Genomic DNA, 22,938 nt, shown 5'->3' on the forward strand with positions numbered 1-22,938 from the left:
GATTCCTAAGGCCCTCGGCCTTAGGTCGGGTGCAGGGCAGAAGGCCCTGCTCGTCCATTCCTCATCCCGCCGAAGGCGGTTTCCCCTTTCGCCTTTACTCTTCATCCTCCAAAGGAGCGCCCATTTCCATGATCCGAGCGGCGTAACCGGTACGCAGCGCCTCGAGATACTCGGTATCGATGGGGCCCTTCCAGGTGGTGATCTCGGTGTAACGCTTGGGAATCTTCACGGCCAAGGGATTGTAGCCCATGCCGATGCGGAGACGCCAACGCAGCTTCTGCACGCGCTCGCCGATCTCGTCCATCTTGCCGTTGAGACCACCGTAGCCCACGGACTCCATGGCCTCGGCAAGGAGGTCGTCCTTGTAGACGCCGCGGGAGAACAGACAACCCACCATGCAGTTGAGGACGATGCGGCCGCGACCGTCTTCCACGAGGAAGTCGAGCGCCTTTTTCACGTCCTTGTCCTCGTGCTTCTGGTCGTAGGCGTAGCCGCCGGAATCCAGATGGGAGTGGCGGAAGCCAAGTCCCTCGGACACGAAGAAGACTTCGCCCGTGGCATAACCGGCCATCTCCTGACCCAGTACGCAGGCGTAATCTTCGCCGCCATAGTGCTCGGCGCACTTGAGGGCGCCCTGCGCCAGCAGACGATAGAAGTCGTTCGGCGGACGGCTCAGGAGCTCCACGGCCTCCATGTAGGTCTCGGCGTCGCCCCACTTGAGAGTGACCTGCGTCTCCTTCTCGCTGATGACGCCCTTCTCAAAGGCCTCGGTGGCCCAAGCCAGCGCGACACCGGCGGACATGCAGTCGAGACCTTCCTTTTCGATGACGTCGAGGACACGGAGCACCTGCGCGGCGTCCGTGATCTCCAACATGCCGCCGCAGGAGAAGATGGGCTCGTAATCGTAGCCCACCTGACGGTAGAGATACTGGTTGTTGGCCTGGAACTGCTCGCGCACGAAGCCGACGTGGATACAACCCACCGGACAGCCCGCGCAGGCGGCGTTTCTCAACAACGTATGGTCGGCAAACGTCTCACCGGAGATATTGCTCGCCTCAGGACTGGTGGTCTGCTGCAGGTTCTTCCACGGCAGGGACTTGAGCTCGTTGAGCGGGTTGATGTTCACGGCCGTGCCGAGACCATGGTACTTGGACATCATCTCGGTGGTGGTGAGCTGCTCGAAGATATGCTTGTAGAGCTTCGGATATTCCTTGGTCTGGGGCAGCTCGAAGCCGCGGTCGCCGAGGATGCAGATGGCCTTGAGGTTCTTGACGCCCATGGCCGTGCCGCCGCCCATGCGCCCGAAGTGGCGGAAGGTGTCGACGTTGATGCAGGCGTAGGAGGACAGATTCTCGCCAGCCGGGCCGATCCGCATGATGGAGCGTCTGCCCGAGCCCGGGAAGATCTTGCGCAGCACGCGTCCGGTGTGGATGGCGTCGAAGCCACGCATGTACTCCACGTCGCGCGTTTCCACACGGCGAGAGCCCACGCACAGGGCGGTGAGGCGCGGGGCCTTACCGACAACCACCAGCGCGTCCAGATCGGCGAACCGGAGGGACAGGGCGGATTTACCACCAGCGTAACTCTCGGTGTACTGATTGTGATAGGGCGAGCGGAAGGCGCAGCATGTCTTGGACATGAGCGGGAAATAGCCGGTGAGCGGGCCAATGGCGAAGATCACGGGCTGGTCCGGGTGATCCCAGTCCTCGTCCATGAGTCCGAACTCCTCGTACAGGCGCGCGGCCAGGCCGGTGCCGCCGAGGTATTCGCTGCGGCCGGGCCGCTCGATGATATTGGTCTTGCCCGTGGTCAGATTGACCATCATGACGCGGAAGAAGTCTCTAATCATTATTCGCCTCCTTCCTTTTCCTTCTTGGGAAGGTCCACCATCTCAAGGCAGTCGTGCGGACAGAAGTCCACACAGCGACCGCAGTGGATGCAGACGTAGGGATTCACCTGGTGATCAAGGAAAATGGCGTCAACCGGGCACGCCTCGGCACACTTGCCGCAGCGGATGCAGAGGTTCTTCTTCTGCATGACACCGCCGTCCTTGCGCTGGGCCATGGCCCCGGTGGGGCAGACGTCAGCGCACGGAGCAGGGTGACAGGCCAGACAAAGCTTGGCCTCGAAGCCGGTGGACAGGCCGCCCGCCGAAGCGATGCGGATGCCCGCCTTGTTCCACGAGAGAAATTTATGAACCTGACGAGAACAGGCCAGCGAGCAGGAATGGCAGCCGATACACCGCTCCATCCTTGCAGCCCTGAGCGCTTTCATAGTGCCTCCGGGGTGGGGAGTTAGGATTTTATACGCGTTCTAATATGTCATGCTTCAGTGACCACAGGACATGATTTTTTGCGGATTGCTCGTCTATCTGTGGTGCAACTTCAGTAAGTTTGCGTATCAGGGTGGCACTGTCAATTGGTTTACGCGCAAGGAAAACCAGTTTTTTTGCAACATTCGGGTCAATGGTGTGCGTCATGCCCGAATACAGGGTGGGGTAATCCTTGTCGCGGTAGAAGGCCTCGCCGGTCCGTCCGGCCTTGAGCGTGACGCCCTCCTCAAGGGTGCGCGAGGTGAAATGACCGAAAACTTTTCCGTAAGGAATGGCAAGGGGATGCGCGATTTCGCGCAGGGGCTCGGCATCGGCCTCGGCCTGCCACAATGTATCCCACAACGTACAATGCTCTTGGATGACGCGCTGCCATGTGAACTGCTCTTCCACGCACTTGCGGGCGGCCTCGCCCATGGTCCGTCGCATTTCCGGCGATTCGATCAACGTACGCAACGCATCGGCCAGCGCGGGCACTTCCACGGCAGTCCGCTGGGACAGGAGCAGGTGGTACTGATTGTCATAGGTCACCGGAGCGAGCAGATCGGCGTCCGGTGTTTCTTCCGGCCCCACGGTGGGCACCAGCAGCCCGGTCTCGCCGTGGACGATGATGTCCCGGTAGCCGTCGTATTCCGAGGCCACGGACGGCAGGCCGAACGCGCCCGCCTCCACCATGGTGATGCCGAAGGTCTCCTGCGGATTGTCCGCGATGGACACGAAGATGTCGGCGGACTGGAACAGCTCGCACTTCTCCGCCTCGGTGGGACGCAGCTTGATGGAGGTCTGGATGCCCACGTTCTGCACGTAGTCGCGCAGGGTAGGCAGAAAATCGTCGTCGTCATCGGCCCAGCCAGCCAGTACCAGCTCCACGGACTCACGGTCCACACCGTCACTGAACAGACGGTGCAGGGCGCGGATCAGCGGCAGCAGGTCCATCTTGGAATGATGGGAAATGCGCCCAAACACCAGCAGGCGCACCGGGCCGCCCTCGGCCCTGGCGCCACCGGGGCGCAGCTCATTGATGTCCACGGCCAGCGGGATGCGCGCCAGTTCGGGCGCAGGATATCCTGCTTCGTCCAGTCCGTACGATTCGCGAAGCCAGCCAAAAAAATTGCCCACGGCCTGTTTGCCCAATGTGGAGGTGCAGACGATGGCATCACGCGCCGTGGTGCCGGGCCACAGGTGGCGCAGGAACGGCACACCGAAGTCGGAATAGCTCAGGGAATGGATGGTGCCGGTGATGGGAAAGATGCGCCGACTATATCTATTTCGTAATGCGGCCACGCTAGGTTGGCTGGTGATGCAGTCGGAAAGGTGAAAGCAATGATACTCCACCTCGGCCAGCTTGGCGGGCAACTCGCGGCGGTCAAACACCTTGACGCGATCGGCAGCCACCAGCGTCGGAGCCACCTTTTCCAGATGTCCCATCAGGGACTTGCCGAGTTTACGGTCGGCCAGGAAGAAGTGGTATTCGTCAAAGGAATCGTCGCTGAGCAACGCGCCCAGAAACTTGATATTGGCCACTTTGCGGCCAAGGATCGGCCCTGGTTCGTAGAAAGGGTCCAGGGTGCCCCATATGCGCTTGGATACGGACATACCCTAGGTCAAAACCGCTAGAGCCCTTTTTGTCAATGGGTTTGACAAGAAACAGACGGCACTTTTTTCCATGCGGTGCATAATACCCCGCTTTGCTTCTACAGAAAAAACTACGCAATATCGGTTTGTTGAAGATATTAATATTAAGTTTTCCGGCTCTTCACACAGATTGGCCCCCATCTTGCTCAGTACCCTATGCAGACGCAGGGAAGCGTCGAGATTTTGACTCTCTTGAGGAGCCGGAGACATGCAGAACAGAAGAATCAAGCGGGGCAAGCGACCCGAACTCATGTGGGGCCTTGGATTGAGCGATCAGCTCAAGAAGCAGGTCGAAATGGGTGTTGGCCCCGGTTTTTACGTACGAAATTTCCCAGCTGGAGCCTTTCCCTGGACCAAGGAACTGATGCAGGACGAGAAGCCGTCCGCAGCCTGGATCCCCTGGTCTGTGTGGGAAGACATGCCAGAATTCCGCAAGGAAGAATACCGCAGCCAGGATTCCACGCATCGCATTCTCATTCAGGATGAGAATGACGAGCCCATTGAGATGGATCAGGTGCTGGCCGAAGGTTTCCTGACCGTGGTTCGCACACCCCTGACGCGCCCCAAGGTGCAGGACGCCGTGTTCCGCGCCAAGGAAGTGACTTCCATGTACTCGGACATCTACCGCATGACCGAGGAAATCCTGCTCGAACGTGAACTGCTCGCCCGTAAGACCGACCAGCTCATGTTCCTGAACCGCATCCTTGCCTCGGCCACCGAGTCGCTGGAACCCACCACCATTCTCCTGAACGCCAAGGAGACCCTGTCACTGGTGCTCCCCATCAAGCAGCTCCACGCCGCCTTCTGGACCTATCAGGCTGAATCCGACGTCGCCGACGTGGAGATCTTCCTCAACGGTACCATGCCGCCAGAAACAGAGTCCGCATGGGTTGAACATCTCATGGACTCTGCCGCCAACATGGGCAGCGGGCCGGTGAACGGTTTCCAGATCGTGCACGCCGAATCCACCCGTCGACCCGAATTTTCCCAGAAGCCCAAGGACGGCCGTCTCGTGACCATGCCGCTCACCGCCGGTCAGCAGACCTTCGGTTGTCTCGCGCTGCTCTGCGAGCCTGATTACCGCCTCGGCAAGGATCAGGTAGAGACCTTCCGCTCCGCCGTGAACCATCTCGGTCTCGCGCTCCGCAACTCACTCCTCTACAAGGAAGTGAAGCTGCGCGCCGACCGCGACGGTCTCACCCGAATTTACAACCGCCATTCCTTTGAAGAGCGGCTCATCTACGAAATCAAGCGTCGCCGTCGTTACAACCACGACCTGTCGCTGCTCATGGTCGACCTCGATCATTTCAAGCACGTCAACGACACGTACGGTCACAAGGCTGGTGATATGGTGCTCCGCAAGGTCGGCGAGATTCTCACCGACACCTTCCGTACCACTGACCTCGCTGCCCGCTACGGTGGCGAAGAGTTCGTCGTACTGCTCCCGCATACCACCGAAAAGGATGCCTGGTGTCTGGCCGAGCGCGTGCGTGAAGCCATTCAGGCCTGTCAGTTCCACTTCGACGGGCATGACTTCACCGTCACCGCCTCCATCGGCGTGGCCTCGGTCGAAGCCGGATCGCTCACCAAGGACGACGACCTTATCCTCAAGGCAGACAAGGCCCTCTACAAGGCCAAGCACAACGGCCGCAACATGGTCGTCATCTCCAAGGAAAAGGCCGGACGGGCCGCCATGCAATAGACGCCATAACATTTGCACATGAAAAAGCCCTCTCGGTAATCCGGGAGGGCTTTTTGTTATGCCTGCCGGCGGCCTCCTCGCCGAAGGCGGCGTCTATCGCTGCTGTCTACATCCGTAAAGCTCGAAGACTCGCTAACGGCTGAAGCCCGACGGCTTAAGAACCTTTTGTAAAAGGTTCTTAAGAATCTCCAAAACTTTTTATCGCTCGCTTCGCTCGGGATTGTTCGAGTTTAAAAGTCACACTTATATATAATTACCCTTGCGGCGACAGCCGCAGATGGGATTCCAAAGGCCCTCGGCCTTTGCTTCAGTCGTTGGCGAGTCTTCGAGCCTTACGAATGAAGACAGCAGAGATGGCGGGTGCAGGGCAGCGCCCTGCTCGTCGAAGACGCCTCTCCGGCGAGGAGGCCCGCGGCAGCGGCCCCCGGCAGGGTCTTCCAAAGCCACTCGAGTTGACGCACAACCTTTTGTCGTTCATAGAATAAGACTAGAACTACAAAAAGGTGGAAACCGTGCAGTTGGCCCTACGAATCATGGACACGCTTGCGGGATGGTGCCGCAGCCCCTTCGGAAAACTGACCCTGCTCATTATGGTGATGCTGGGCAGCAGCACTGTGGGGTTCTGGTATTTCGAGCACTATCCGAACGGCGAAATCCATGACCTGTTCGGCGCATTGTGGTGGGCGGTGGTAACGCTGACCACGGTGGGATACGGGGATATGGTCCCGGGCACAGTGGGCGGCAAGATCATGGGTGTGTTCGTCATGATCTGCGGCATCGGTCTGGTTTCCACTCTGACGGGTAATTTGGCCTCCATGCTGGTGGAGCGCAAGGCCAGAAAGCGCAAGGGGCTGCTCAAGGTGAACCTGACAAATCACGTCATCATCGTCGGCTGGAACGAATTCGGGCTGGAACTGATCGCGGCACTGCGTGACAACCACGTTATCGGCAGCGGCCAGAAAGGGCGTTCCGATCTGGTGCTGGTCAATGCGCTTCCGGCAGATAACCGCGAAGCCATCGCCTTCCAACTGGAAATGGGCGAACACCTCCACTTCGTGCATGGAGCCATCACCAATGAATCGGTGCTGCAACGATCCGGCATTGCCCGGGCCAAGGTGGTGTACCTGCTGTCGCAACACGAGGAGCAATCCTCCAAGGATGCGGATCAGGAAACCCTCTATGCAGCTCTGGCCATCAGAGAACTGTCGTCCCAAGTGCCGCTGTACGGCGAGGTGGCCCTGCCTGAAAACCGCAAGCATATGCTGCGGGCAGGCGTGAACGAGATACTGGTGCATGGCCAGCTCACTTCGCTCATCCTCGGCCTCATGGGTGCGAACCCGTCCATGTGGACCTTCCTGCAAGAAATTTTGGGCATGCGCGGCAACAACCACATGGGCTTCAAGACGCTTACCCGCGAAGAGCAACAGCTCAACTGGGGCGACCTCATGACGCAATTCCGCGCCAATCATCAGCTCCCGTTGGCCCTGTGTCATGTGAGCAAACAGCTCTCCCTGGAAGATGTACTCGATGAAAGCTCGGCGCTGGACCAGTTCATTCTGGAACTGTTCGAAAGCTCCGGACAGGAGACCAGCATGGGGCAATCCGGGCCCAGCGTGCTGGCCAATCCGCCGGACGATGAATCGCTGGCAGGATACGATGCGGTCCTGTTCCTCTATCCCGGAGCGACACGATGAGCACCAACATCGAATGGGAAACCATCTCTCTCTTTCAGGACCTGCCTGACTATCTGATCGACAAGGTGAAACCCATCTTTGAGGTCAGAACCATTAACGCGGGCAACGACCTTATCACCGAAGGAGATCAGGGCGACGAGATGTTCATCCTCATCCGTGGGCGCGTGCGCATAACCAAGTCCATGCTCATGCAAGGCATGAACCTGCCCATCATGGAGGTCAACACGCCGCGCAAGGTCCTCGCCACTCTGGACCAGACCCACTATCCCGTGTTCGGCGAGATCGCGCTCATCGACCGCGACACCCGCTCCGCCACCATACAGGTCCTTGAAGACGCGGAGTTCCTCGTCACCAACCGTGACCGCTTCTTCGAGCTGGCAGAGAAGCACCCGCACATCGGTAACCATATGCTCATGGCCGTGGCCAAACGCATGGCCTCCACCATCCGCAAGGGCAACTCGGAATTGGTCAAGGTTTCCACCGCCTTGGCGCTGGCTTTGTCGCGCTACAAGACCATCCCGTAAGCCTCTTTTCTTCTCGCACATCCCTGCCTTTTCGCCTCGGGGCATCTCTTTTTACGCACTTTGCGCTTGACACTTTGTCATTTTGTCGCCTAGCTATATCAAGACATCTTGATATACAGATTTAGTAATATAGTAGAGAGAGCAAGGAGTTAAGAGATATGTTCATTCCCGATTTGATCAATTCGAATGATGGCCCGTTCATTTCCGTCGAATTTTTGCCGCCCCGCCGCGAGGCCGAATGGGAAGGATTCCAGACAGCCGTGGAAAAGATCAAAGCCATCCAGCCGCTATTCGCCGCCGTAACCTGTGGAGCAGGCGGTTCCGGTTCCCTCGGCACTCTGAAGGCGTCTCGCAATCTGGCCGAGGAGCACGGCTTCAACGTCATGCCCCATGTAGCCTGTGTGCATTCCAAACTGGAGTCCCTCAAGCAGCAGCTCGACGACATCAAGGCCTGCGGTATCCGCAATGTGCTCGCTGTACGCGGAGATTATCCCGAAGGCGTCGAGTCCGCGCCCGAAGGGCTTCGCTATGCGTCCGATCTCGTGCAGCGCATCAACGAGTTGGCCCCTGATCTCGCCGTGGGTGTGGCCGCCTATCCCGACGGGCATCCCGAGTCCCGTTCCATCATCGAGGACATCGAATTTCTCAAGCTCAAGCTCGACGCCGGAGCCGCCTTTGGTGTGACGCAGCTCTTTTTCGACAACCGCCGCTATTTCGACATGGTCGATCGCCTCGCCGCCATGGGTTGCCACAAGCCCATCATTCCGTCCGTGTTGCCCGTCCGTACCCTCGGTCAAATCAAGCGCGTGACCCAGCTTTGCGATGCCCCAGTGCCCGGCAACACCCTCGCCGCCATCGAAAATGCCCACGCCAAGGGTGGTAACGATGCTGTGATGGAACTCGGTATTCAGCTCGCCGCCGACCAGATCGCCGACCTTATCAAGAACGGTGCGCACGGTGTGCATATCTACCCCTTCAATCGGGCCGACATGTGTGTTGATATTCTGGAGCGTGCTGGGTTGATGTAAAGGCAGAAGAGGAAGCCGCCTTCGGCGGGATTGTCAGGTGATTTCGCCTCTGGCGGCCAAGGACTCGCGCCCTTGGATCCCATTTTGTTTGAAATAGTTCGTCCTCGGACTGACCGGAACCACCAAAGGTCAGCCCGAGGACGAACTATTTCAAACGGTAGCCCACGCCACAAGCTTCTGCATTCGAAAGCAAAAAATCGTGTGGTAGCGTCCGAAACAATCAATTCCAGATACCCCCTTCAGTATACCCCCCCACTTCGAGCGAAGCGAGCGACAAAAGGTTTAGGAGATTCTTAAGAACCCTTTTCCCAAAGGGTTCTTAAGCCGTCGGAGACGCCCGCCCGGCGAGGGCACACCGGAGGCATTCTTGCCCTGGCTCGCACAAAGGTATAGAGTTTCATCATGCCGAAAATAGCTGTTTTTTCAGACGTGCATAGCAACTACGAAGCACTGTTGAGAGTGTTCGAAGACATCGACAAACAGGGCGTGGACTCGATCTACTGCCTGGGCGATCTGGTGGGCTATGGCCCGCAACCTCAGGAATGCTGTGATCTGGTCCGCGAACGGGGCGAGAGCGTGCAGATGGTGCAGGGCAACCACGAGCAGGGGCTGATCAATATCTACTACCTGCAAGGGTTCAATCAGCCGGCCAAGGACGCCCTGCGCAAGACGCGGGAGATGGTCACTGACGAGACTTATGAATGGCTGGTGGCCCACCCGAAAAGCCTGTCGGAACAGGGCTGTAGGTTTGTACATGGCGTACCGCCGAACTCGGCCAGCGAGTACATCTGGAAGTACGAAAAAGAGATGGGCGAAGTGTTCTCCCGGTACACGGAGGGGGTATGCTTCGTTGGCCATACCCATGACCTGATGCGGTTCACCTGCCGCGACAGAAAGGCCTCGGAAAAGCTGCCCCTGAATGAGGGAGAATTGAGGCTGGATAAGGATACCCGGCACCTCCTGAATATCGGGGCCGTAGGCCAACCACGGGACGGCGATAATTCAGCCAAGTATGCGCTTTACGACACGGACGCGCAGATTCTAACCATGCGCTTCATTCCCTATGACATCAAAAAGACCGCCGATCTCATCCGTGCATGCGGTCTGCACAGGGGTTATGCCGACCGACTTTGGTAACACCCAATACATATATTTATGGCACAATACCTAGGTAGGGTATTTTAGCGAACCATTATATTTTTTTTGACGGCCATCGGATTTTTCCCGATGGCCGTTCTTATTTATTGATATCATTAACTCTATTTATATGTTTTGAGACAGTTACAAAATTGCGAAACCCTATTGACACCTATACCCCCTATGGGTATTGATAGAGAAAAGGTACCGCTACGGGGTACCAGTTATAATGGAAATAATGGGCTCACCCCCCTTAGGGTGCAAAATGAGGTTGTTGCATCCAGAAATAGGTAACCAAAAATGGAGGATAATATGTCTCGCAAAATCTCTCTGGCCGTCGCCACCGCTCTGTTGACCGTTTTCGCTGTTTCCGCAGCTTTCGCCATGGGTGGCGGCAACGCCCGCAAGGGTAAGTTCCTGTACCGCAAGAACTGCCGCTCTTGTCACGGCAGCACCGCTTCCGACCTGAGCCCCGCATCCAAGACTCAGGCCGAGTGGAAGGCCACCTTCGCCGACAAGACCAAGATCAAGTGTTCCGGCGATTGGACCATCTCCGATAAGGATCTCAACGACATCTTCACCTACCTGCACGACTACGCTTCGGACTCCCCGTCCCCGGCCAAGTGCAGCTAAGCTGGTAAATCTCGGTGCATTCCCCCTGATGGCGGAACGGGATGCACTGATCGCCATTCCGGTCGTCCTGCCCTGTGAGGGATGGGGCAGGACGACCTCCCTCGAACGAAACACCTGGACAGGTATCAATTTCGCTGAACGAGGAGCAACACCGGAGACGTTATGTCAGATTCCAGTCACAAGTTATCACGCCGCGATTTTTTCCGGGCCTCTGGCCTGCTCGCGGCGGGTGCGGTAGGCGGCCCCGCAGTTCTGGGCGGCCTGAAGAAGGCGCAGGCGGCGCAACCCATGTCCAAGGCGTGGGATTCCAAATTTTCCGTCTGCGACATCTGTTTCAACAAGTGTGGTCTCATTGCCCGCGTGGAAGACGGGGTGGTCAAGAAGCTCGACCCCAACCCCAAGTTCCTGAAGTCGCGCGGCATGCTGTGCGCCCGCGGCAATGCAGGCATCAGCCAGGTCTATGACCCGGACCGCCTCAAGTACCCCATGCTGCGCAAGGGTGCACGCGGCGAGGGCAAGTGGCAGCGCATCCCGTGGGATGAAGCCCTTGATATGGCTGCCGAGAAGATGCTGGACGTACGCAAGAAGTACCTCCCTTGCGGCCACCTCTTCTCCGCAGGCACCGACCTGCACTCCAAGTTCGTCGGCCGCCTGGCAGAGGTCTACGGCTCGTTCAACGTCACTTCGCACGAGTCTCTCTGTCTGGTCTCCGGCAACCGCGCCTTTCTCGACACATACGGCGAAGTGCCCTTCCCGGATGTGCTCAACTCCAAGTACGTGCTCATGTGCGGCGCCAACCGCTTTGAAGCGTTGGTCACGCCGGACTCCATCGACCTGATGACCGCCATGCGTGAGAACGGCTGCAAGCTGGTCACGCTGGACCCGCGCTACACCAAGACCGCAGCCCTGTCGGACGAATGGTACGCCATCAAGCCCGGCACGGACATGGCCTTCATGCTGGCGCTGGCCCACGTCATCATCAATGAGAAGTTGTACGACCCGCAGTGGATCGCGGAGAAGACCTACGGCATCGAGCAGCTGACCGCGCATGTGCAGAAGTACACCCCGCAGTTCGCCGCCGAGCAGTGTCAGATTCCGGCAGACGCCATCGTGCGCATTGCCCGCGATCTGGCTGCCAATGCCCCGGCCTCCATGGTCTACCCCGGCCGCCGCACCTCGGACTACGAGGACTCCACCCAGATCCGCCGCGCCTTTGCCATCGTCAACGGCCTGCTCGGCAACTGGGACCGTCCCGGTGGTCTGCTGGCAGCCCGTCAGGTGGGCCTCAAGGGCGTGCCCTACGATGCCCCGTGGTACGACGACAACCACTACGAGCGCATCGACGAGCACAAGGTGCCCATGATGTTCGAGCACGAAGGCTCGTTCCTCATCACCCGCGACGCAGTCCTGGCCGACGATCCTTATGAAATCCGCGGCTGGCTGATCTACAAGACCAACCCCATGGGCACCGCGCCCAACCGGCAGAAGACCATCAAGATGATGGACAAGATGGATTTCGTCACCGTCATCGACATCGCCATGTCCGACACCGCCTGGTATGCGGATCTGGTGCTGCCGTCCCAGTCCTATCTGGAACGGTACGACCCCTGCTCCGGTTTGCAGGGCTCCGTTGCCTGCGCCTGCGTGGTCAAGCGCGACCCGGTCATCGAGCCCATGTACGAATCCCGTTCCTGCTTCGACATCATGAAGGGACTGGCCAACCGGATGGAGCTGGGCGAATACTTTGATTTCACCATTCCCGAGTACCGCCAGAAGCAGCTCGCAGGGCTGCCCAAGGCCGAAGAGATCATGGAGCGCGACGGCGTCTACTACAACCCGTCCAAGGTATACGGCATCTATGAGGGCAAGGTGTACAAGACCCTGTCCAAGAAGGTCGAGCTGTACAACCAGCGCTACGAGCAGATGGGTATCGACCCGCTGCCCAACTACACCGAACCGACCAATATTCCCAAGAACCAGTTCCGCCTGATCGTGGGCCGCGATGCACTGACGACTCAGACTTCCACGGCCAACAACGCCCTGCTGAACCAGTTCAACCCCACCAATACCCTGTGGATCAACACCGAGTCCGCGCAGAAGCTTGGCATCGCCCACGGCGAACTGGTGCAGGTCACCAGCTCCGTAGGCACACAAGAGCTCAAGGCCAATGTCACGGACAAGATCAGGGGCGACGCGGTGTATATGCTTTCCGGCTACAACACCCTGTCCACCATGCAGCACCTGTCGCATGGCAATGGCGCGTCCATCAACGAACTGCTGGAAGACGACTACGATGAAGTCACCGGCAACGCGTCCATGCACACGACATTTGTCAGCGTAACAAGGAAGGTGGCGTAATGGCACAACAACTCGCCATGGTCATCGATGCGACCAAGTGCATCGACTGCAAGGGCTGTGTCGCAGCCTGTAAGGTAGCCAACGAGATTCCCGAAGGGCAGTGGCGTAACTGGATCAAGCAGGACGAGGGTCCGGCCACACCCGGCCCCCGCACCGGCGGCAAGGCCCGTTTCCAGCCCGGCGCATGCATGCACTGTGAGAACCCCACGTGCGTCAGCGCATGCCCCACCGGCGCCACCTACAAGGACAAGGAAACCGGCGAAGTGGTCATCAACAACGACCTCTGCATCGGTTGCGGCAACTGCATCCCGTCCTGCCCGTACGACGCCCGCTTCCGCAACGAAGTCACGCGCAAGGCAGACAAGTGCAACTACTGCCCCGAACGACGCGCCCAGGGCATCCCCCCGGCATGTGTGGACACCTGTCCCACCAAGGCCCGCGTCTTCGGTGATATCAATGACCCCGAATCCGAGGCTGGTCGCCTGTACCGCAAGAACAAGGCGCAGATTCAGCGCATTGCGGCCAAGACCGACACCAAGCCCAACATGTTCTACATCGGCGATCCCGGCCTCAAGGACTGGGGTGGCGAGGCAGTGGTGCCCGCCTCTATGGTCGCCATGAAGGAGTCCGCGCCGTTCATCAAGGCCATGGTCGGCCTGTCCGGCCTCGGCGTACTCGCCATGCTCGGTCGCCAGCTCTTTGTCGGCTCCGACGATTCCCACAAGGAGGATTCCGATGCCTAAGCTCCACAAGCGACACGACAAGTCGGATATCTTCATCCACTGGTTCAACGCGGCCTGCTGGCTGCTCCTGCTCCTCACCGGCGTGGGACTGATCCAGAACCCGGCCATCGACCCGTTCGGCTCCGGCTATCCCGAAGCCCTGCGCAACATGGTGGGCGGAGGCGGCAACCTGCTCATGATTCATGAGTACATCGGCATCGCCTGGATTATGGGCTTTGTCTTCTACCTGCTCATCAACGCCAAGGGCGCCATCTTCTTCCTCGGTGAAGTCTTTGCCGTGAGCCCGGCCCGCGACATGGGCTGGATGATCAAGAAGATGGTCCTCATGACCCTGGGGCCCAAGCCCCTCAAGATGATCGGCATGGACCCGAACCTGCCGGATCAGGGGTATTACAACATGGGCCAGAAGGCCTTTGCACAGGCCTCTGTGGTGGGCGGCATCGTCATCGCCGTCACCGGCGTGATCATGTTCCTGTCCGACCGCTCCTTTGGCGCGGAAGCCACCGGCATGGTCTCCTGGGCCGTCACCCTGCACTTCATCTCTGTGGGTCTGGTCTTCGCCGGGCTGCTGGTCCATGTTTACATGGCCGCCATCTCCCCCGAGGAACGCCCCGGCTTCAAGTCCATGTTCACCGGCGTAGTGCCCGACGACTACGCCAAGCATCACCACCGCCTGTGGTGGAATAAGATCAAGACCGAGGGTGAGTAGCCCCCGGAAAAGATACTGTTAATGTGAGGAACCCTGTCCGGCGGCGAGGGGCCGCCGGGTGGGGTTGGAAAAATCCGAAAAGGAAGGGAGTGTGTTATGCACAAAAGATTACTTACCGTTGTCATGATGCTGGTCTTCGCCATGACCGCCATGGCCGGTGTCTCTTTGGCCAGTGAAGCAAAGCAGTTCAAGAAGTTCCATTCTATCGTGGACTACAAGTTCGTGGCCAAGTACGCCAAGATGCCCAAGCCCAAGGGCGTGATGATCGTCGATTCTCGTCCGTTCAAACCCAAGTACATCGCCGGTTACATTCCGACTGCCGTGTCCATCCCGACCAGCCAGTTCGACAAGATGACCGACAAGCTCCCCGCCAACAAGGATGACCTGGTCATCTTCTACTGCGGTGGCTTCAAGTGCCCCCTGTCTCACAAGGCCGCTTTCAAGGCTGAGGCAATGGGCTACACCAACGTCAAGGTCTACGCTGCCGGTTTCCCGGACTTCAAGAAGAAGGCCGCTTACTACTCCATCGGCATTGAGACCCTCAAGGACATGATGGGCAATGGCGACAAGTTCGTTGCCATCGACGCACGTCCCTACAAGAAGTACCTTGCCGGTTCCGTTCCGGGCGCCCTCGGCATCCCCGAAAAGGAATTCGCCGACAAGCGCGACATGCTGCCCATCGGCAAGATGGACACCACCCTCGTGTACTTCTGCGGCGGCTACAAGTGTGCCCTGTCTCACAAGTCTGCGGTCAAGGCCCGCTACCTCGGCTACAAGAAGGTCGTGGTTGCTGAAGCCGGTTACCCCGCATGGAAGGAAATGTACGGCGGCAGCGCAGCCATGGAAGTCAAGGCTGGCGAAGCTGAAGGCGCCGTGGACACCGAATGGTTCCTGGCCACCCTGAAGGACAATCCTTCCTCCATCACCCTGATCGACGTGCGTGACGCCGAAGAATACGCAGCCGGTCACTTCCCGTCTGCCATCAACATGACCGCCGACCAGATCGAGAAGAACATCGACACCATCCCCACGGATAAGCCGATCGTCTTCTCCTGCGCCTCCGGCGCCCGTGCTGGCGAAGCCTACTACATCTTCATGGACATGAAGCCCAACGTGAAGAACGTCTTCTACCTCGAAGCCACCAATGACTTCGGCGAAGACAACAGCTACGAAGTCCATCCCAACAAGTAGGGATCGACATAATCTTCAGGACCGGGGACATCCGCACCCCCGTTCCCGGTCCTGAGCCCTATGGGGCGAGGAGCATTTCATGCCGAGACACGTATCCTCCTTTGCATGCCTGCTCTTCGCCCTGTGCTTTTTTCTCACCCCGACCGCCCACGCAGACGACGCGGAGATCTGGTGGGGCTCGGCCGTCAAGGACGCCGAAGAGGACGGGTACAAGCTCATTGACACAAAGGAACTGGCCGCCCTGCTCAAAGCCGACTCCGACGTCCTCATCCTTGATGTGCGCGCCGACTACGAGCATGAAGCCGGACGGCTGCCCGGGGCTTCCAATCTGGAATTCGACCTCGGCGACCGCATTGATCTGCCTGAAGACAAGCGCAAGGCGTTCATCGAACTGGTTGGTCCCGACAAGAAGCGGCAGCTGGTCATCTACTGCCGCAGCTTCCGTTGACTGCGCTCCGGAATTGCATCGCGCTGGGCAGCGCGACTCGGCTACACCGAAGTATATCGGTACCCCGCAGGCTTCCACGGCTGGAAGGCTCACCATCCTGAATTGGTGGAGGGCTCGGAAGAGAAGAAGCATGTGCTGACTGTGGGCGAGAACTTCCCGGATTGTCGCGTGGCCGTGCTCAACGGCGACGAGGATCGTCAGTATCTCGGCCTGCCGGACAACGCGAAGTGGCTGGCTCTGTCTGATCTCAACGCCCGCTTCGTGCTCATCCAGTTGTACAACACCATGTGCCACGACTGTGTGAACGAGACCAAGATGCTCACCCGCTTCTTTGAGGACGTGGAAAACGACCCGGTGCTGTCAGGCCGACTCAAGATCATCGGACTCGGCATATACGACTCCAACCGGAGCGTCATGCGGTTCAAAAAGCATTACGACGTGCTCTACCCGCTCTTTTCGGACAAGCACGGACAGATCTTTGAATGTCTGGGTCAGGCGGAACTGCCACTGGCCTATCTCCTCCGGGCCAAAGGCGACGGCACCTGGATCATTGAACTGATCAAGCGGGGCTATTTCGAGCCGGACGAAACATTTCTGCAGACGCTCAAGCTGGCCGTACAGCAGGCAGACGAAATTGATTAGGCTGCCAGCTTCTTGAGCACTGCCAGCGCATGGCTGGTCGCTGCGACATACACGGCATTGGGCTCGCCCTTGGAAAGCGCCTCCTGGAATCGGAGCATCCACGGGAGCATTTCAATACGGGCGAAATCAATGGCCGTCTGTTCCAGCTCGGATCGATCTTCGGTCCAGGCGGTGACGAGCAGGTGGTAGAGGTATTCCAGTTCGAGCGCTACGTGGTCCGGTGGCTCGTTGGAATCGAGGGAAAGTTCAAGGCCGCACTCGTTGAGCCGTTCCTGCATGGCCAGCGCGGTGTCGCCCATGGTGCGGGCCGCCGTGTCCTGATGGCAGGATTGATACAGGGGCGCGACAACGCCGCCCTGTCCGGCAACAAAGAGGCGGACGTACTCGGTTTCGAGATCGTCCATGGCCACCGAGTCGGACGAAGCGGGTAATGTGGCTTGAAGGTTCTTGAGAGAGCGGGTAAGGTCGTCCGCCTCGCCGGAGGCACGAGCCATGAGTTCGGGCACCCCGGCATCAATAAGGGCGACCCAGGTCCCGGCATCGGGACCATGAAAGATGGTGGCGAGCAATTCTATATTGTTGAGAATGAACACACGCTCGTCGGTATCTATGAATTTCAAGTCGGACATGGGGTCCCCCTGTTCGAAGTTATATACCCTACTTCCGTAGGGTACGGCAGATTGATCGGTGTATCCGATATGCACGAGGTCATATACTAGAGGAGTTTGCGATGAACGCAAGTGCCAACGAGTTGGAACAGGAACGGATCAAGAAAAATGTCATGTCGCGCATGAAGCGCATCGAAGGACAGGTCCGCGGCATCCAGCGCATGATCGATGAAGGCAAAGAGTGTGAAGACATTCTCGTCCAGGTCCGTGCGGTGCGCTCCGCCCTGCAATCCGCCAACAAGCTGATTCTGAAACGCTATATGCTCAAGTGTCACGCCGACACCGTCAACGGCGAGAACCCGGAAGAATCCCTCGACAAATTCATCAAGGTACTGACCGGATTCATCGAAGGCTAACGCCCATACATGGAGAACCAATGAAAAAGCTTATTCTCAGCGTGGCAATGCTCATGGCATTCGCCCTGCCCGCCATGGCGGGAACCGACTATAACGTTTGCTTCAACAGTCTTGACGCCGACGGCAGCGACAGTGTGTCCCGCGGCGAATACCTGGTGGCCTTCCCCGATGCCGACCAGACCATGTTTGACAAGGCCGACGCCGACAAGGATGGCGCCCTGTCTCACGAAGAGTGGGAAGAGTTCAAGGAAAGCCAAGGCTACGAGGAAGGCGAGCTTCACGGCTAAGTGAGCCGCAGTTCCCCAAGCAAGCGAAACCCGCCGCATTCCATACGGAGTGCGGCGGGTTTCGTTTTGGGAAATCAGATTTGAAAGTCGGCCTACGGCCTCCAATTGTCGGGTGATTTCGCCTCCGGCGGGCAAGGACTCGCGCCCTTGCATCCCATTTTTTAGCCTTCGGCAAGAGCATATAAAAAAGGCTACGGGGCCCCGTAGCCTTTAATTAATTTCTATTTGCGCCGTTAGGCGCATAATGGGATTCCAAAGGGTATAACCCTTTGGCCGCCGGAGGCGAAGTCACCTGACATCGCCGCGCAACGGCATCCTCTCCTGATTTTACTCGCCAAGTCCCATGGCTCGCAGGAAACCGGGATCTTCGGTCCAGCCGGAGCGCACCTTAACCCAGAGCTCGAGATGCACCTTGCAACCGAGCAGCTCGGCAATCTCTTTACGGGCATCAGTACCGATCTTCTTGAGATTGGAGCCCTGCTTACCGATGATCATACCCTTGTGGTTCTTCTGGGCGGTGTAGATGACGGCGTTGACGATGGCCATGCCGGGGCGGGTCTTCTCGTCCCAGGACTCGATCTCGACGGCCGTGGTGTAGGGAAGCTCCTGACGCAGGGAATAGAACAACTTCTCGCGGATGATCTCGGCGGCCATGAAGCGGACCGGCGCGGTAGAAATCTGATCCTCCGGGAACATGGGCGGCCCTTCGGGCAGGAAATCCATGATGCGGGACAGGAGATGCTTGGTCTCCTTGCCACGCAGGGCGGAAACGGGGATGAACTCGGCTTCGGGCCACAGCTCGTTGAGACGGGACATGAGCGGCAGCATGGCCGGCTTGTCCTTGATGCGGTCGATCTTATTGACCGCCACAAGCACCGGACGACCGGCCTCGGCCACGGGCTTGACCAGCGGCTTGATCTCCTTTTCGAGGAGATGCGGCTTGGCTGCGTACAGCGCACCGTCCAGCATCACGACAACGGCATCGGAACTGGCAAGGGCGTTCCATGCCGACTCCAGCAGAAAACGGTTCATCTTGCCGCGCAACTGGTGAATACCGGGCGTGTCGAGAAACACCACCTGAGAATCGTCGGTGGTCAAAATACCACTGATGCGGTTGCGGGTGGTCTGCGGCCGGGGTGACACGATGGCCACCTTCTGCCCCAGATACTGGTTCATGAGTGTACTTTTACCCGCATTGGGAGGCCCGATCAGGGCCACGGTTCCGAATTTGTGCATGGTGTTTCCTTGTGTGGGGCGGTTCCCCTCTTCTATTTCTATTCCGTCAGAATGTGGCCCAACGCCTAGCGGCGTTTTGCACAAAAGGCAACTGAGAGATGCCAAGAAATCTAAATTAATAATGACTAAAGCTCAAAATTCTGTCTACAGTTAAGCCTAGTGGAACCTCTATGCTCATGGTGAATCATGCGTAAGATACTTGCAGCACTGATACTTATTTTCTGTCTCGCAACGGTCACATCCGCTGTTGAAGACAAACGCGTGCTGTTCATAAGTTCATATCATCCAGGATTCCCTACATTTTTTGACCAAGTATTAGGCCTCAAAAATGTCCTGGACGAACACGACGTACTCCTCGACGTGGAATTCATGGACACCAAACGGTTCTTCACCCAGCAGAACTACGCCAACTTTACCCGGCTGCTCAAACTCAAGCTGGAAAACTCCCCGCCGTATGATGCGCTGGTGGTGGCTGACGACAATGCCCTGAACTACGCCATTCTGCATCGAAACGACATGTTCAGCGGTCTGCCTGTGGTCTTTCTGGGGATCAACAATGAACAGACCGGAAAGGTGGCTGCGCAGGATTTCGGCTGGACCGGGGTGCTCGAAGCGGTCTCCATGGAGCAGACAGTGGGCCTGATGCGCCACCTGCTGCCGGACATGCGGAACGTGGTGGTCATCACCGACGCCACCACAACGGGCCAGAGCGACCTGAAATATTTCAAGTCACGCATGACCCTTCGCGGAGACAACAAGTATGAAATCATCGACCTCTCAAAAATCAGTTGGAAGGAATTACCAGCCCTACTTCGCGCCATTCCCCGCTCCGACAGCATCCTCCTGCTGGCTCCATATCGGGACAAGGACGGGATAACCAAAACGTTCCCCGAAGGACTGGCTGTCATCAGGGACAACGCCGTCAGTCCCATCTTCCATCTCTGGAAACACGGCATGGGTGACGGAATTCTGGGCGGCAAGATCGTCTCATTCAAGGAACACGGCAGACTTGCCGGAGGCCTTGTCCTCAAGATTCTCGAAGGCGTGGCCCCGGCGTCACTCCCCATCATTCCCGGCAAGGACGCCAACGTCGTCACCCTGGACTGGGATGAACTGGTCCGGTTCCAGATCCCCGAAGAGCGGCTGCCCAAAAACAGCGTCCTGCTGAACTACACGCCGTCATTCGTCGAGAAAAACAGGACCGTCGTTCTGCAACTGGGCGGATTGATCCTGTTCCTCATCCTGGTCATCTCCTACCTGCTCAAGCTCAATCGCAGTCGAGTCCTGGCTGAAGCCAGCGCCCAAGATAACTGGGATCAATATCGCGCCTATATGGAGAGTTCTCCCGTGGGTATCATCGCCTTTGACAACAAAGGGGCCATACTGGACACCAACAAAGCCATGAACGAGATGTCCGCCTATTCGCCCATGCAGTTGGAGAACATGTCTGTTCTGGATCTCTTGTCCGACAAAGACCGCCGCATTGCGCAGAACGGACTGGATATCCTGATACGTGAGTCCAGCCGTAAAGAGAGCTATGAGATCGTGCGCGGGGACGGCAGGTCTGCCCTTGTCCGGTTCAGCGGCAACCGTCTGGAAAACGGCACCATGCTCGCCTTCTGTCAGGACATCACTGATGAAACCAAAACCCACTCCGATCAGAACAGGATCGAGAATCTTTTCCGTGGACTTCTTGAGCAATCGTGTAGCCTCTCATTTGTGACGAGCAAAGACGGCAGCATGCTCTTCGTCAACACGAAAGCCTGCGACACGCTGGGATACAGCCGCGCCGAGTTCATGGTACTCAAGCTGTGGAATCTCGACCCCACAACCAAGAGTGAAGAAGCCCGCGACGAGCGATGGACACGAGACACCGTGGAAACCGAGACGTTTCTTCACCGCAAGGACGGCAGCCTATTGCCGGTACTCATGCGGACCAGCATGGTCTCCATTGGGCCGGACGAGGACGCCTTGCTCATCGCGGCACAGGATCTCACCGAACAATATGAAGAACTGCAATGCGAAAAGCGCTTGCAGGACTCCACCTATGCCTATGCGGACATTATCTCGACACTGGCCGAGCCGCGTCCATCCACTCAGGACGCCGCCAGAAAGGTCCACTACTGGGCCAAGAAGCTGACGAACAGTGAATTCAGCTATCTGGGAGCCATTGAATCACTGGAACGGGGCATGCAGTTTCTGGAGCTCTCCGACTTTGGAGAGAAGTGCTCCATTGATGTTTCCGAGTTCGTGTTCAAAAAGCAGGACGGCAAGTTCCCGGCGCTGTGGGGGGAAAGTCTCAATACGGGCAAGCCGGTTTTGACCAACGAGGCGAACGCCCATCCGGCGGCCAGAGGATTGCCCGAAGGGCACGTCCACATCGCGCGGTTCCTTTCCGTGCCATGCATGTATGAAGGGGAAATTCTCGGCCAGATCGGTCTGGCCAATGCCGACCATGATTACACCGCGGATGACCAGCTAATCGTCGAAAACCTTGCCAGTCTCTATGCTCTCGCCATCTATCAGGATCGTATGGAGAAGGACCTGGAGCAGGCCAGACAGGAACGTCTGAAGAAGGCTTAGTCGTCAGACGCCGTCGAATCGTTCCCTTTGCCGAACCGCTTTTCCGCCAGTTGCACCTTTTCCACGATGCGACGGTAATAGTCGTCCGTGGCCTCCAGATTCAGGGGCCGTCCGCGCTTCTCGTTCATCTTCATGATCATGACGTCCAGCTTCTGCATCTGGCGGTACCGTTCGCCCTCGTCTTCCATATGTTCCAACAGGTCGATGGTGCGGATGATCTCGCGCTCTTCCGCAATCTCGGCTGGCACGTATCCCGAATTCTTGAGCATGCGGTAGGCCATGCGCAGTTCGGCCGGCAGGTTGGCAGCCTCATCCGGCGGCAGGGGTTTGCCCTTGCCTTCCAGATTGTCGAACTTGCCCTCTTTCTGGGCGCGCTTGATGCGTTCTTCGGAGACTATTTGCGAAAAGAGTTGCATGAAAATGATGCTTCCACACGTCCTCCCGCTTGTAAAGGGACGAACCGCGCATTATCATGCTTCCATCAGACCATCACGGAGAGACACTATGCCCACCGATATCGCCATGGCCATTCTCAATGCCTACAAGCTCAAACGACAGCAGAATCCTGCCGCCGATCAGGCTACCCTGTTCAAGTACATCCTCTGGGATCGATTCAAGAACAACATGGTCACCGATGCCGAGATGGCCCAGATGGCAACCACTGCCAAGTCGCTCAGCGAACTCTCGCTCATGGTGCTCAAGAAGGAGAAGCCCACCATGTCCGAAGGGCTGCTAGAGAAGAGTGCGCGTGATGCCATCCGGCAATATTATGTGATGAACTTTCCTGACGGGGTGTAGAAATCAGGAGTTGAGGTCGGCCTGCGGCCTCCTATTTGTCGGGTGATTTCGTCTCCGACGGCCAAGGACTCGCGCCCTTGGATCCCCTTATGCGCCTAACGGCGCGAGTATAAGTAAATAAAAAAGCCCCGAAGCACAGATGCTTCGGGGCTTAATTTATAATTAACTTTGCGGCGCCAGCCGCAGATGGGATTCCAAAGGCCCTCGGCCTTTGGCGGGTGCAGGGCAGCGCCCTGC

Annotated in this window: 21 protein-coding genes; 15 read left to right on the forward strand and 6 right to left on the reverse strand. The window is 58.0% G+C overall.

The genetic code is table 11. The features are described from left to right. Positions 1-94: 94 nt before the first annotated feature. The 3 genes from HFN16_RS05725 to HFN16_RS05735 are packed head-to-tail and all read right to left on the reverse strand — an operon-like array spanning position 95 to position 3,925. Complete coding sequence (locus HFN16_RS05725; RefSeq protein ID WP_168889825.1) at positions 95-1,849, reverse strand: aldehyde ferredoxin oxidoreductase C-terminal domain-containing protein; 1,755 nt, start codon at positions 1,847-1,849, stop codon at positions 95-97. After that, the gene (locus HFN16_RS05730) at positions 1,849-2,274 is read right to left on the reverse strand and encodes a 4Fe-4S binding protein (protein WP_168889826.1); all 426 of its coding nucleotides are present in this window, start codon (positions 2,272-2,274) and stop codon (positions 1,849-1,851) included. The genes HFN16_RS05725 and HFN16_RS05730 overlap by 1 nt, the downstream gene beginning before the upstream one ends. Before the next feature lie 28 nt (positions 2,275-2,302). Continuing rightward, a complete protein-coding gene (locus tag HFN16_RS05735) occupies positions 2,303-3,925 on the reverse strand; it encodes a glycosyltransferase family 4 protein (RefSeq protein WP_168889828.1) in 1,623 nt (540 codons plus the stop codon). 247 nt (positions 3,926-4,172) lie between these two features. Here HFN16_RS05735 and HFN16_RS05740 point away from each other — a divergent pair, with 247 nt between their 5' ends. The 11 genes from HFN16_RS05740 to HFN16_RS18965 all read left to right on the forward strand — a co-directional run bounded on the left by HFN16_RS05740 (position 4,173) and on the right by HFN16_RS18965 (position 16,773). After that, positions 4,173-5,666 carry a GGDEF domain-containing protein gene (locus tag HFN16_RS05740; protein WP_168889829.1) on the forward strand — a complete coding sequence of 498 codons (1,494 nt, stop codon included), beginning with the start codon at positions 4,173-4,175 and terminating at the stop codon, positions 5,664-5,666. A gap of 512 nt (positions 5,667-6,178) precedes the next feature. Then, positions 6,179-7,360 (forward strand): potassium channel family protein, encoded by a 1,182-nt coding sequence (locus HFN16_RS05745; protein WP_168889831.1) that lies wholly within the window; start codon positions 6,179-6,181, stop codon positions 7,358-7,360. Continuing rightward, on the forward strand, positions 7,357-7,884 hold the full coding sequence (locus HFN16_RS05750) for a cyclic nucleotide-binding domain-containing protein (protein ID WP_168889832.1): 528 nt from the start codon (positions 7,357-7,359) through the stop codon (positions 7,882-7,884). Before HFN16_RS05745 ends, HFN16_RS05750 begins: the two co-directional genes overlap by 4 nt. Before the next feature lie 158 nt (positions 7,885-8,042). Next, a complete protein-coding gene (locus HFN16_RS05755) occupies positions 8,043-8,912 on the forward strand; it encodes a methylenetetrahydrofolate reductase (protein WP_168889834.1) in 870 nt (289 codons plus the stop codon). Between the two features lie 402 nt (positions 8,913-9,314). After that, positions 9,315-10,049: a metallophosphoesterase family protein gene (locus HFN16_RS05760; RefSeq protein WP_168889836.1), complete on the forward strand. Its 735-nt coding sequence runs from the start codon at positions 9,315-9,317 to the stop codon at positions 10,047-10,049. Between the two features lie 312 nt (positions 10,050-10,361). Next, the gene (locus HFN16_RS05765) at positions 10,362-10,682 is read left to right on the forward strand and encodes a cytochrome c (RefSeq protein WP_168889838.1); all 321 of its coding nucleotides are present in this window, start codon (positions 10,362-10,364) and stop codon (positions 10,680-10,682) included. Between the two features lie 162 nt (positions 10,683-10,844). Continuing rightward, entirely contained in the window at positions 10,845-13,040 is a 2,196-nt protein-coding gene (locus HFN16_RS05770; protein ID WP_168889840.1) for a molybdopterin-dependent oxidoreductase, read from the forward strand. After that, positions 13,040-13,783, forward strand: coding sequence for a 4Fe-4S dicluster domain-containing protein (locus tag HFN16_RS05775; protein ID WP_168889842.1), 744 nt, complete (start codon positions 13,040-13,042; stop codon positions 13,781-13,783). Before HFN16_RS05770 ends, HFN16_RS05775 begins: the two co-directional genes overlap by 1 nt. After that, positions 13,776-14,492, forward strand: coding sequence for a cytochrome b/b6 domain-containing protein (locus HFN16_RS05780; RefSeq protein ID WP_168889843.1), 717 nt, complete (start codon positions 13,776-13,778; stop codon positions 14,490-14,492). The genes HFN16_RS05775 and HFN16_RS05780 overlap by 8 nt, the downstream gene beginning before the upstream one ends. 96 nt (positions 14,493-14,588) lie before the next feature. Beyond that, on the forward strand, positions 14,589-15,683 hold the full coding sequence (locus tag HFN16_RS05785; protein ID WP_168889845.1) for a rhodanese-like domain-containing protein: 1,095 nt from the start codon (positions 14,589-14,591) through the stop codon (positions 15,681-15,683). 79 nt (positions 15,684-15,762) lie between these two features. After that, complete coding sequence (locus tag HFN16_RS18965) at positions 15,763-16,773, forward strand: rhodanese-like domain-containing protein (protein ID WP_271121195.1); 1,011 nt, start codon at positions 15,763-15,765, stop codon at positions 16,771-16,773. Here the strand turns inward: HFN16_RS18965 and HFN16_RS05800 are convergent. Further along, positions 16,770-17,402 (reverse strand): molecular chaperone TorD family protein, encoded by a 633-nt coding sequence (locus HFN16_RS05800; RefSeq protein WP_168889850.1) that lies wholly within the window; start codon positions 17,400-17,402, stop codon positions 16,770-16,772. The genes HFN16_RS18965 and HFN16_RS05800 overlap by 4 nt on opposite strands. Before the next feature lie 101 nt (positions 17,403-17,503). On the opposite strand from HFN16_RS05800, the gene HFN16_RS05805 reads away from it, so the two are divergent. Continuing rightward, a complete protein-coding gene (locus tag HFN16_RS05805) occupies positions 17,504-17,797 on the forward strand; it encodes a metal-sensitive transcriptional regulator (protein ID WP_168889852.1) in 294 nt (97 codons plus the stop codon). 20 nt (positions 17,798-17,817) lie between these two features. Continuing rightward, positions 17,818-18,084 (forward strand): hypothetical protein, encoded by a 267-nt coding sequence (locus HFN16_RS05810; RefSeq protein WP_168889853.1) that lies wholly within the window; start codon positions 17,818-17,820, stop codon positions 18,082-18,084. Positions 18,085-18,411: 327 nt separating this feature from the next. On the opposite strand, the gene era is transcribed toward HFN16_RS05810, so the two are convergent. Beyond that, positions 18,412-19,320: a GTPase Era gene (gene era, locus HFN16_RS05815; RefSeq protein ID WP_168889855.1), complete on the reverse strand. Its 909-nt coding sequence runs from the start codon at positions 19,318-19,320 to the stop codon at positions 18,412-18,414. A gap of 186 nt (positions 19,321-19,506) precedes the next feature. On the opposite strand from era, the gene HFN16_RS05820 reads away from it, so the two are divergent. Next, the gene (locus HFN16_RS05820; protein ID WP_168889856.1) at positions 19,507-21,903 is read left to right on the forward strand and encodes an ABC transporter substrate binding protein; all 2,397 of its coding nucleotides are present in this window, start codon (positions 19,507-19,509) and stop codon (positions 21,901-21,903) included. Here HFN16_RS05820 and HFN16_RS05825 read toward each other — a convergent pair. Continuing rightward, the gene (locus tag HFN16_RS05825; protein ID WP_168889857.1) at positions 21,900-22,319 is read right to left on the reverse strand and encodes a DnaJ family domain-containing protein; all 420 of its coding nucleotides are present in this window, start codon (positions 22,317-22,319) and stop codon (positions 21,900-21,902) included. The genes HFN16_RS05820 and HFN16_RS05825 overlap by 4 nt on opposite strands. A gap of 88 nt (positions 22,320-22,407) precedes the next feature. Between HFN16_RS05825 and HFN16_RS05830 the strand changes: the two genes are divergently transcribed. Next, complete coding sequence (locus tag HFN16_RS05830) at positions 22,408-22,701, forward strand: hypothetical protein (protein ID WP_168889858.1); 294 nt, start codon at positions 22,408-22,410, stop codon at positions 22,699-22,701. Positions 22,702-22,938: the final 237 nt, after the last annotated feature.

Source organism: Pseudodesulfovibrio sp. zrk46 (genome assembly GCF_012516435.1).
Taxonomy (GTDB): domain Bacteria; phylum Desulfobacterota; class Desulfovibrionia; order Desulfovibrionales; family Desulfovibrionaceae; genus Pseudodesulfovibrio.

Excerpts from the sequence above, each read along its gene's own strand:
- HFN16_RS05725 (WP_168889825.1), bottom strand. The coding sequence starts at position 1,849 with ATGATTAGAGACTTCTTCCGCGTCATGATGGTCAATCTGACCACGGGC.
- HFN16_RS05730 (WP_168889826.1), bottom strand. The coding sequence starts at position 2,274 with ATGAAAGCGCTCAGGGCTGCAAGGATGGAGCGGTGTATCGGCTGCCAT.
- HFN16_RS05735 (WP_168889828.1), bottom strand. The coding sequence starts at position 3,925 with ATGTCCGTATCCAAGCGCATATGGGGCACCCTGGACCCTTTCTACGAA.
- HFN16_RS05740 (WP_168889829.1), top strand. The coding sequence starts at position 4,173 with ATGCAGAACAGAAGAATCAAGCGGGGCAAGCGACCCGAACTCATGTGG.
- HFN16_RS05750 (WP_168889832.1), top strand. The coding sequence starts at position 7,357 with ATGAGCACCAACATCGAATGGGAAACCATCTCTCTCTTTCAGGACCTG.
- HFN16_RS05755 (WP_168889834.1), top strand. The coding sequence starts at position 8,043 with ATGTTCATTCCCGATTTGATCAATTCGAATGATGGCCCGTTCATTTCC.
- HFN16_RS05760 (WP_168889836.1), top strand. The coding sequence starts at position 9,315 with ATGCCGAAAATAGCTGTTTTTTCAGACGTGCATAGCAACTACGAAGCA.
- HFN16_RS05765 (WP_168889838.1), top strand. The coding sequence starts at position 10,362 with ATGTCTCGCAAAATCTCTCTGGCCGTCGCCACCGCTCTGTTGACCGTT.
- HFN16_RS05770 (WP_168889840.1), top strand. The coding sequence starts at position 10,845 with ATGTCAGATTCCAGTCACAAGTTATCACGCCGCGATTTTTTCCGGGCC.
- HFN16_RS05775 (WP_168889842.1), top strand. The coding sequence starts at position 13,040 with ATGGCACAACAACTCGCCATGGTCATCGATGCGACCAAGTGCATCGAC.
- HFN16_RS05780 (WP_168889843.1), top strand. The coding sequence starts at position 13,776 with ATGCCTAAGCTCCACAAGCGACACGACAAGTCGGATATCTTCATCCAC.
- HFN16_RS05785 (WP_168889845.1), top strand. The coding sequence starts at position 14,589 with ATGCACAAAAGATTACTTACCGTTGTCATGATGCTGGTCTTCGCCATG.
- HFN16_RS05800 (WP_168889850.1), bottom strand. The coding sequence starts at position 17,402 with ATGTCCGACTTGAAATTCATAGATACCGACGAGCGTGTGTTCATTCTC.
- HFN16_RS05805 (WP_168889852.1), top strand. The coding sequence starts at position 17,504 with ATGAACGCAAGTGCCAACGAGTTGGAACAGGAACGGATCAAGAAAAAT.
- HFN16_RS05810 (WP_168889853.1), top strand. The coding sequence starts at position 17,818 with ATGAAAAAGCTTATTCTCAGCGTGGCAATGCTCATGGCATTCGCCCTG.
- era (WP_168889855.1), bottom strand. The coding sequence starts at position 19,320 with ATGCACAAATTCGGAACCGTGGCCCTGATCGGGCCTCCCAATGCGGGT.
- HFN16_RS05820 (WP_168889856.1), top strand. The coding sequence starts at position 19,507 with ATGCGTAAGATACTTGCAGCACTGATACTTATTTTCTGTCTCGCAACG.
- HFN16_RS05825 (WP_168889857.1), bottom strand. The coding sequence starts at position 22,319 with ATGCAACTCTTTTCGCAAATAGTCTCCGAAGAACGCATCAAGCGCGCC.
- HFN16_RS05830 (WP_168889858.1), top strand. The coding sequence starts at position 22,408 with ATGCCCACCGATATCGCCATGGCCATTCTCAATGCCTACAAGCTCAAA.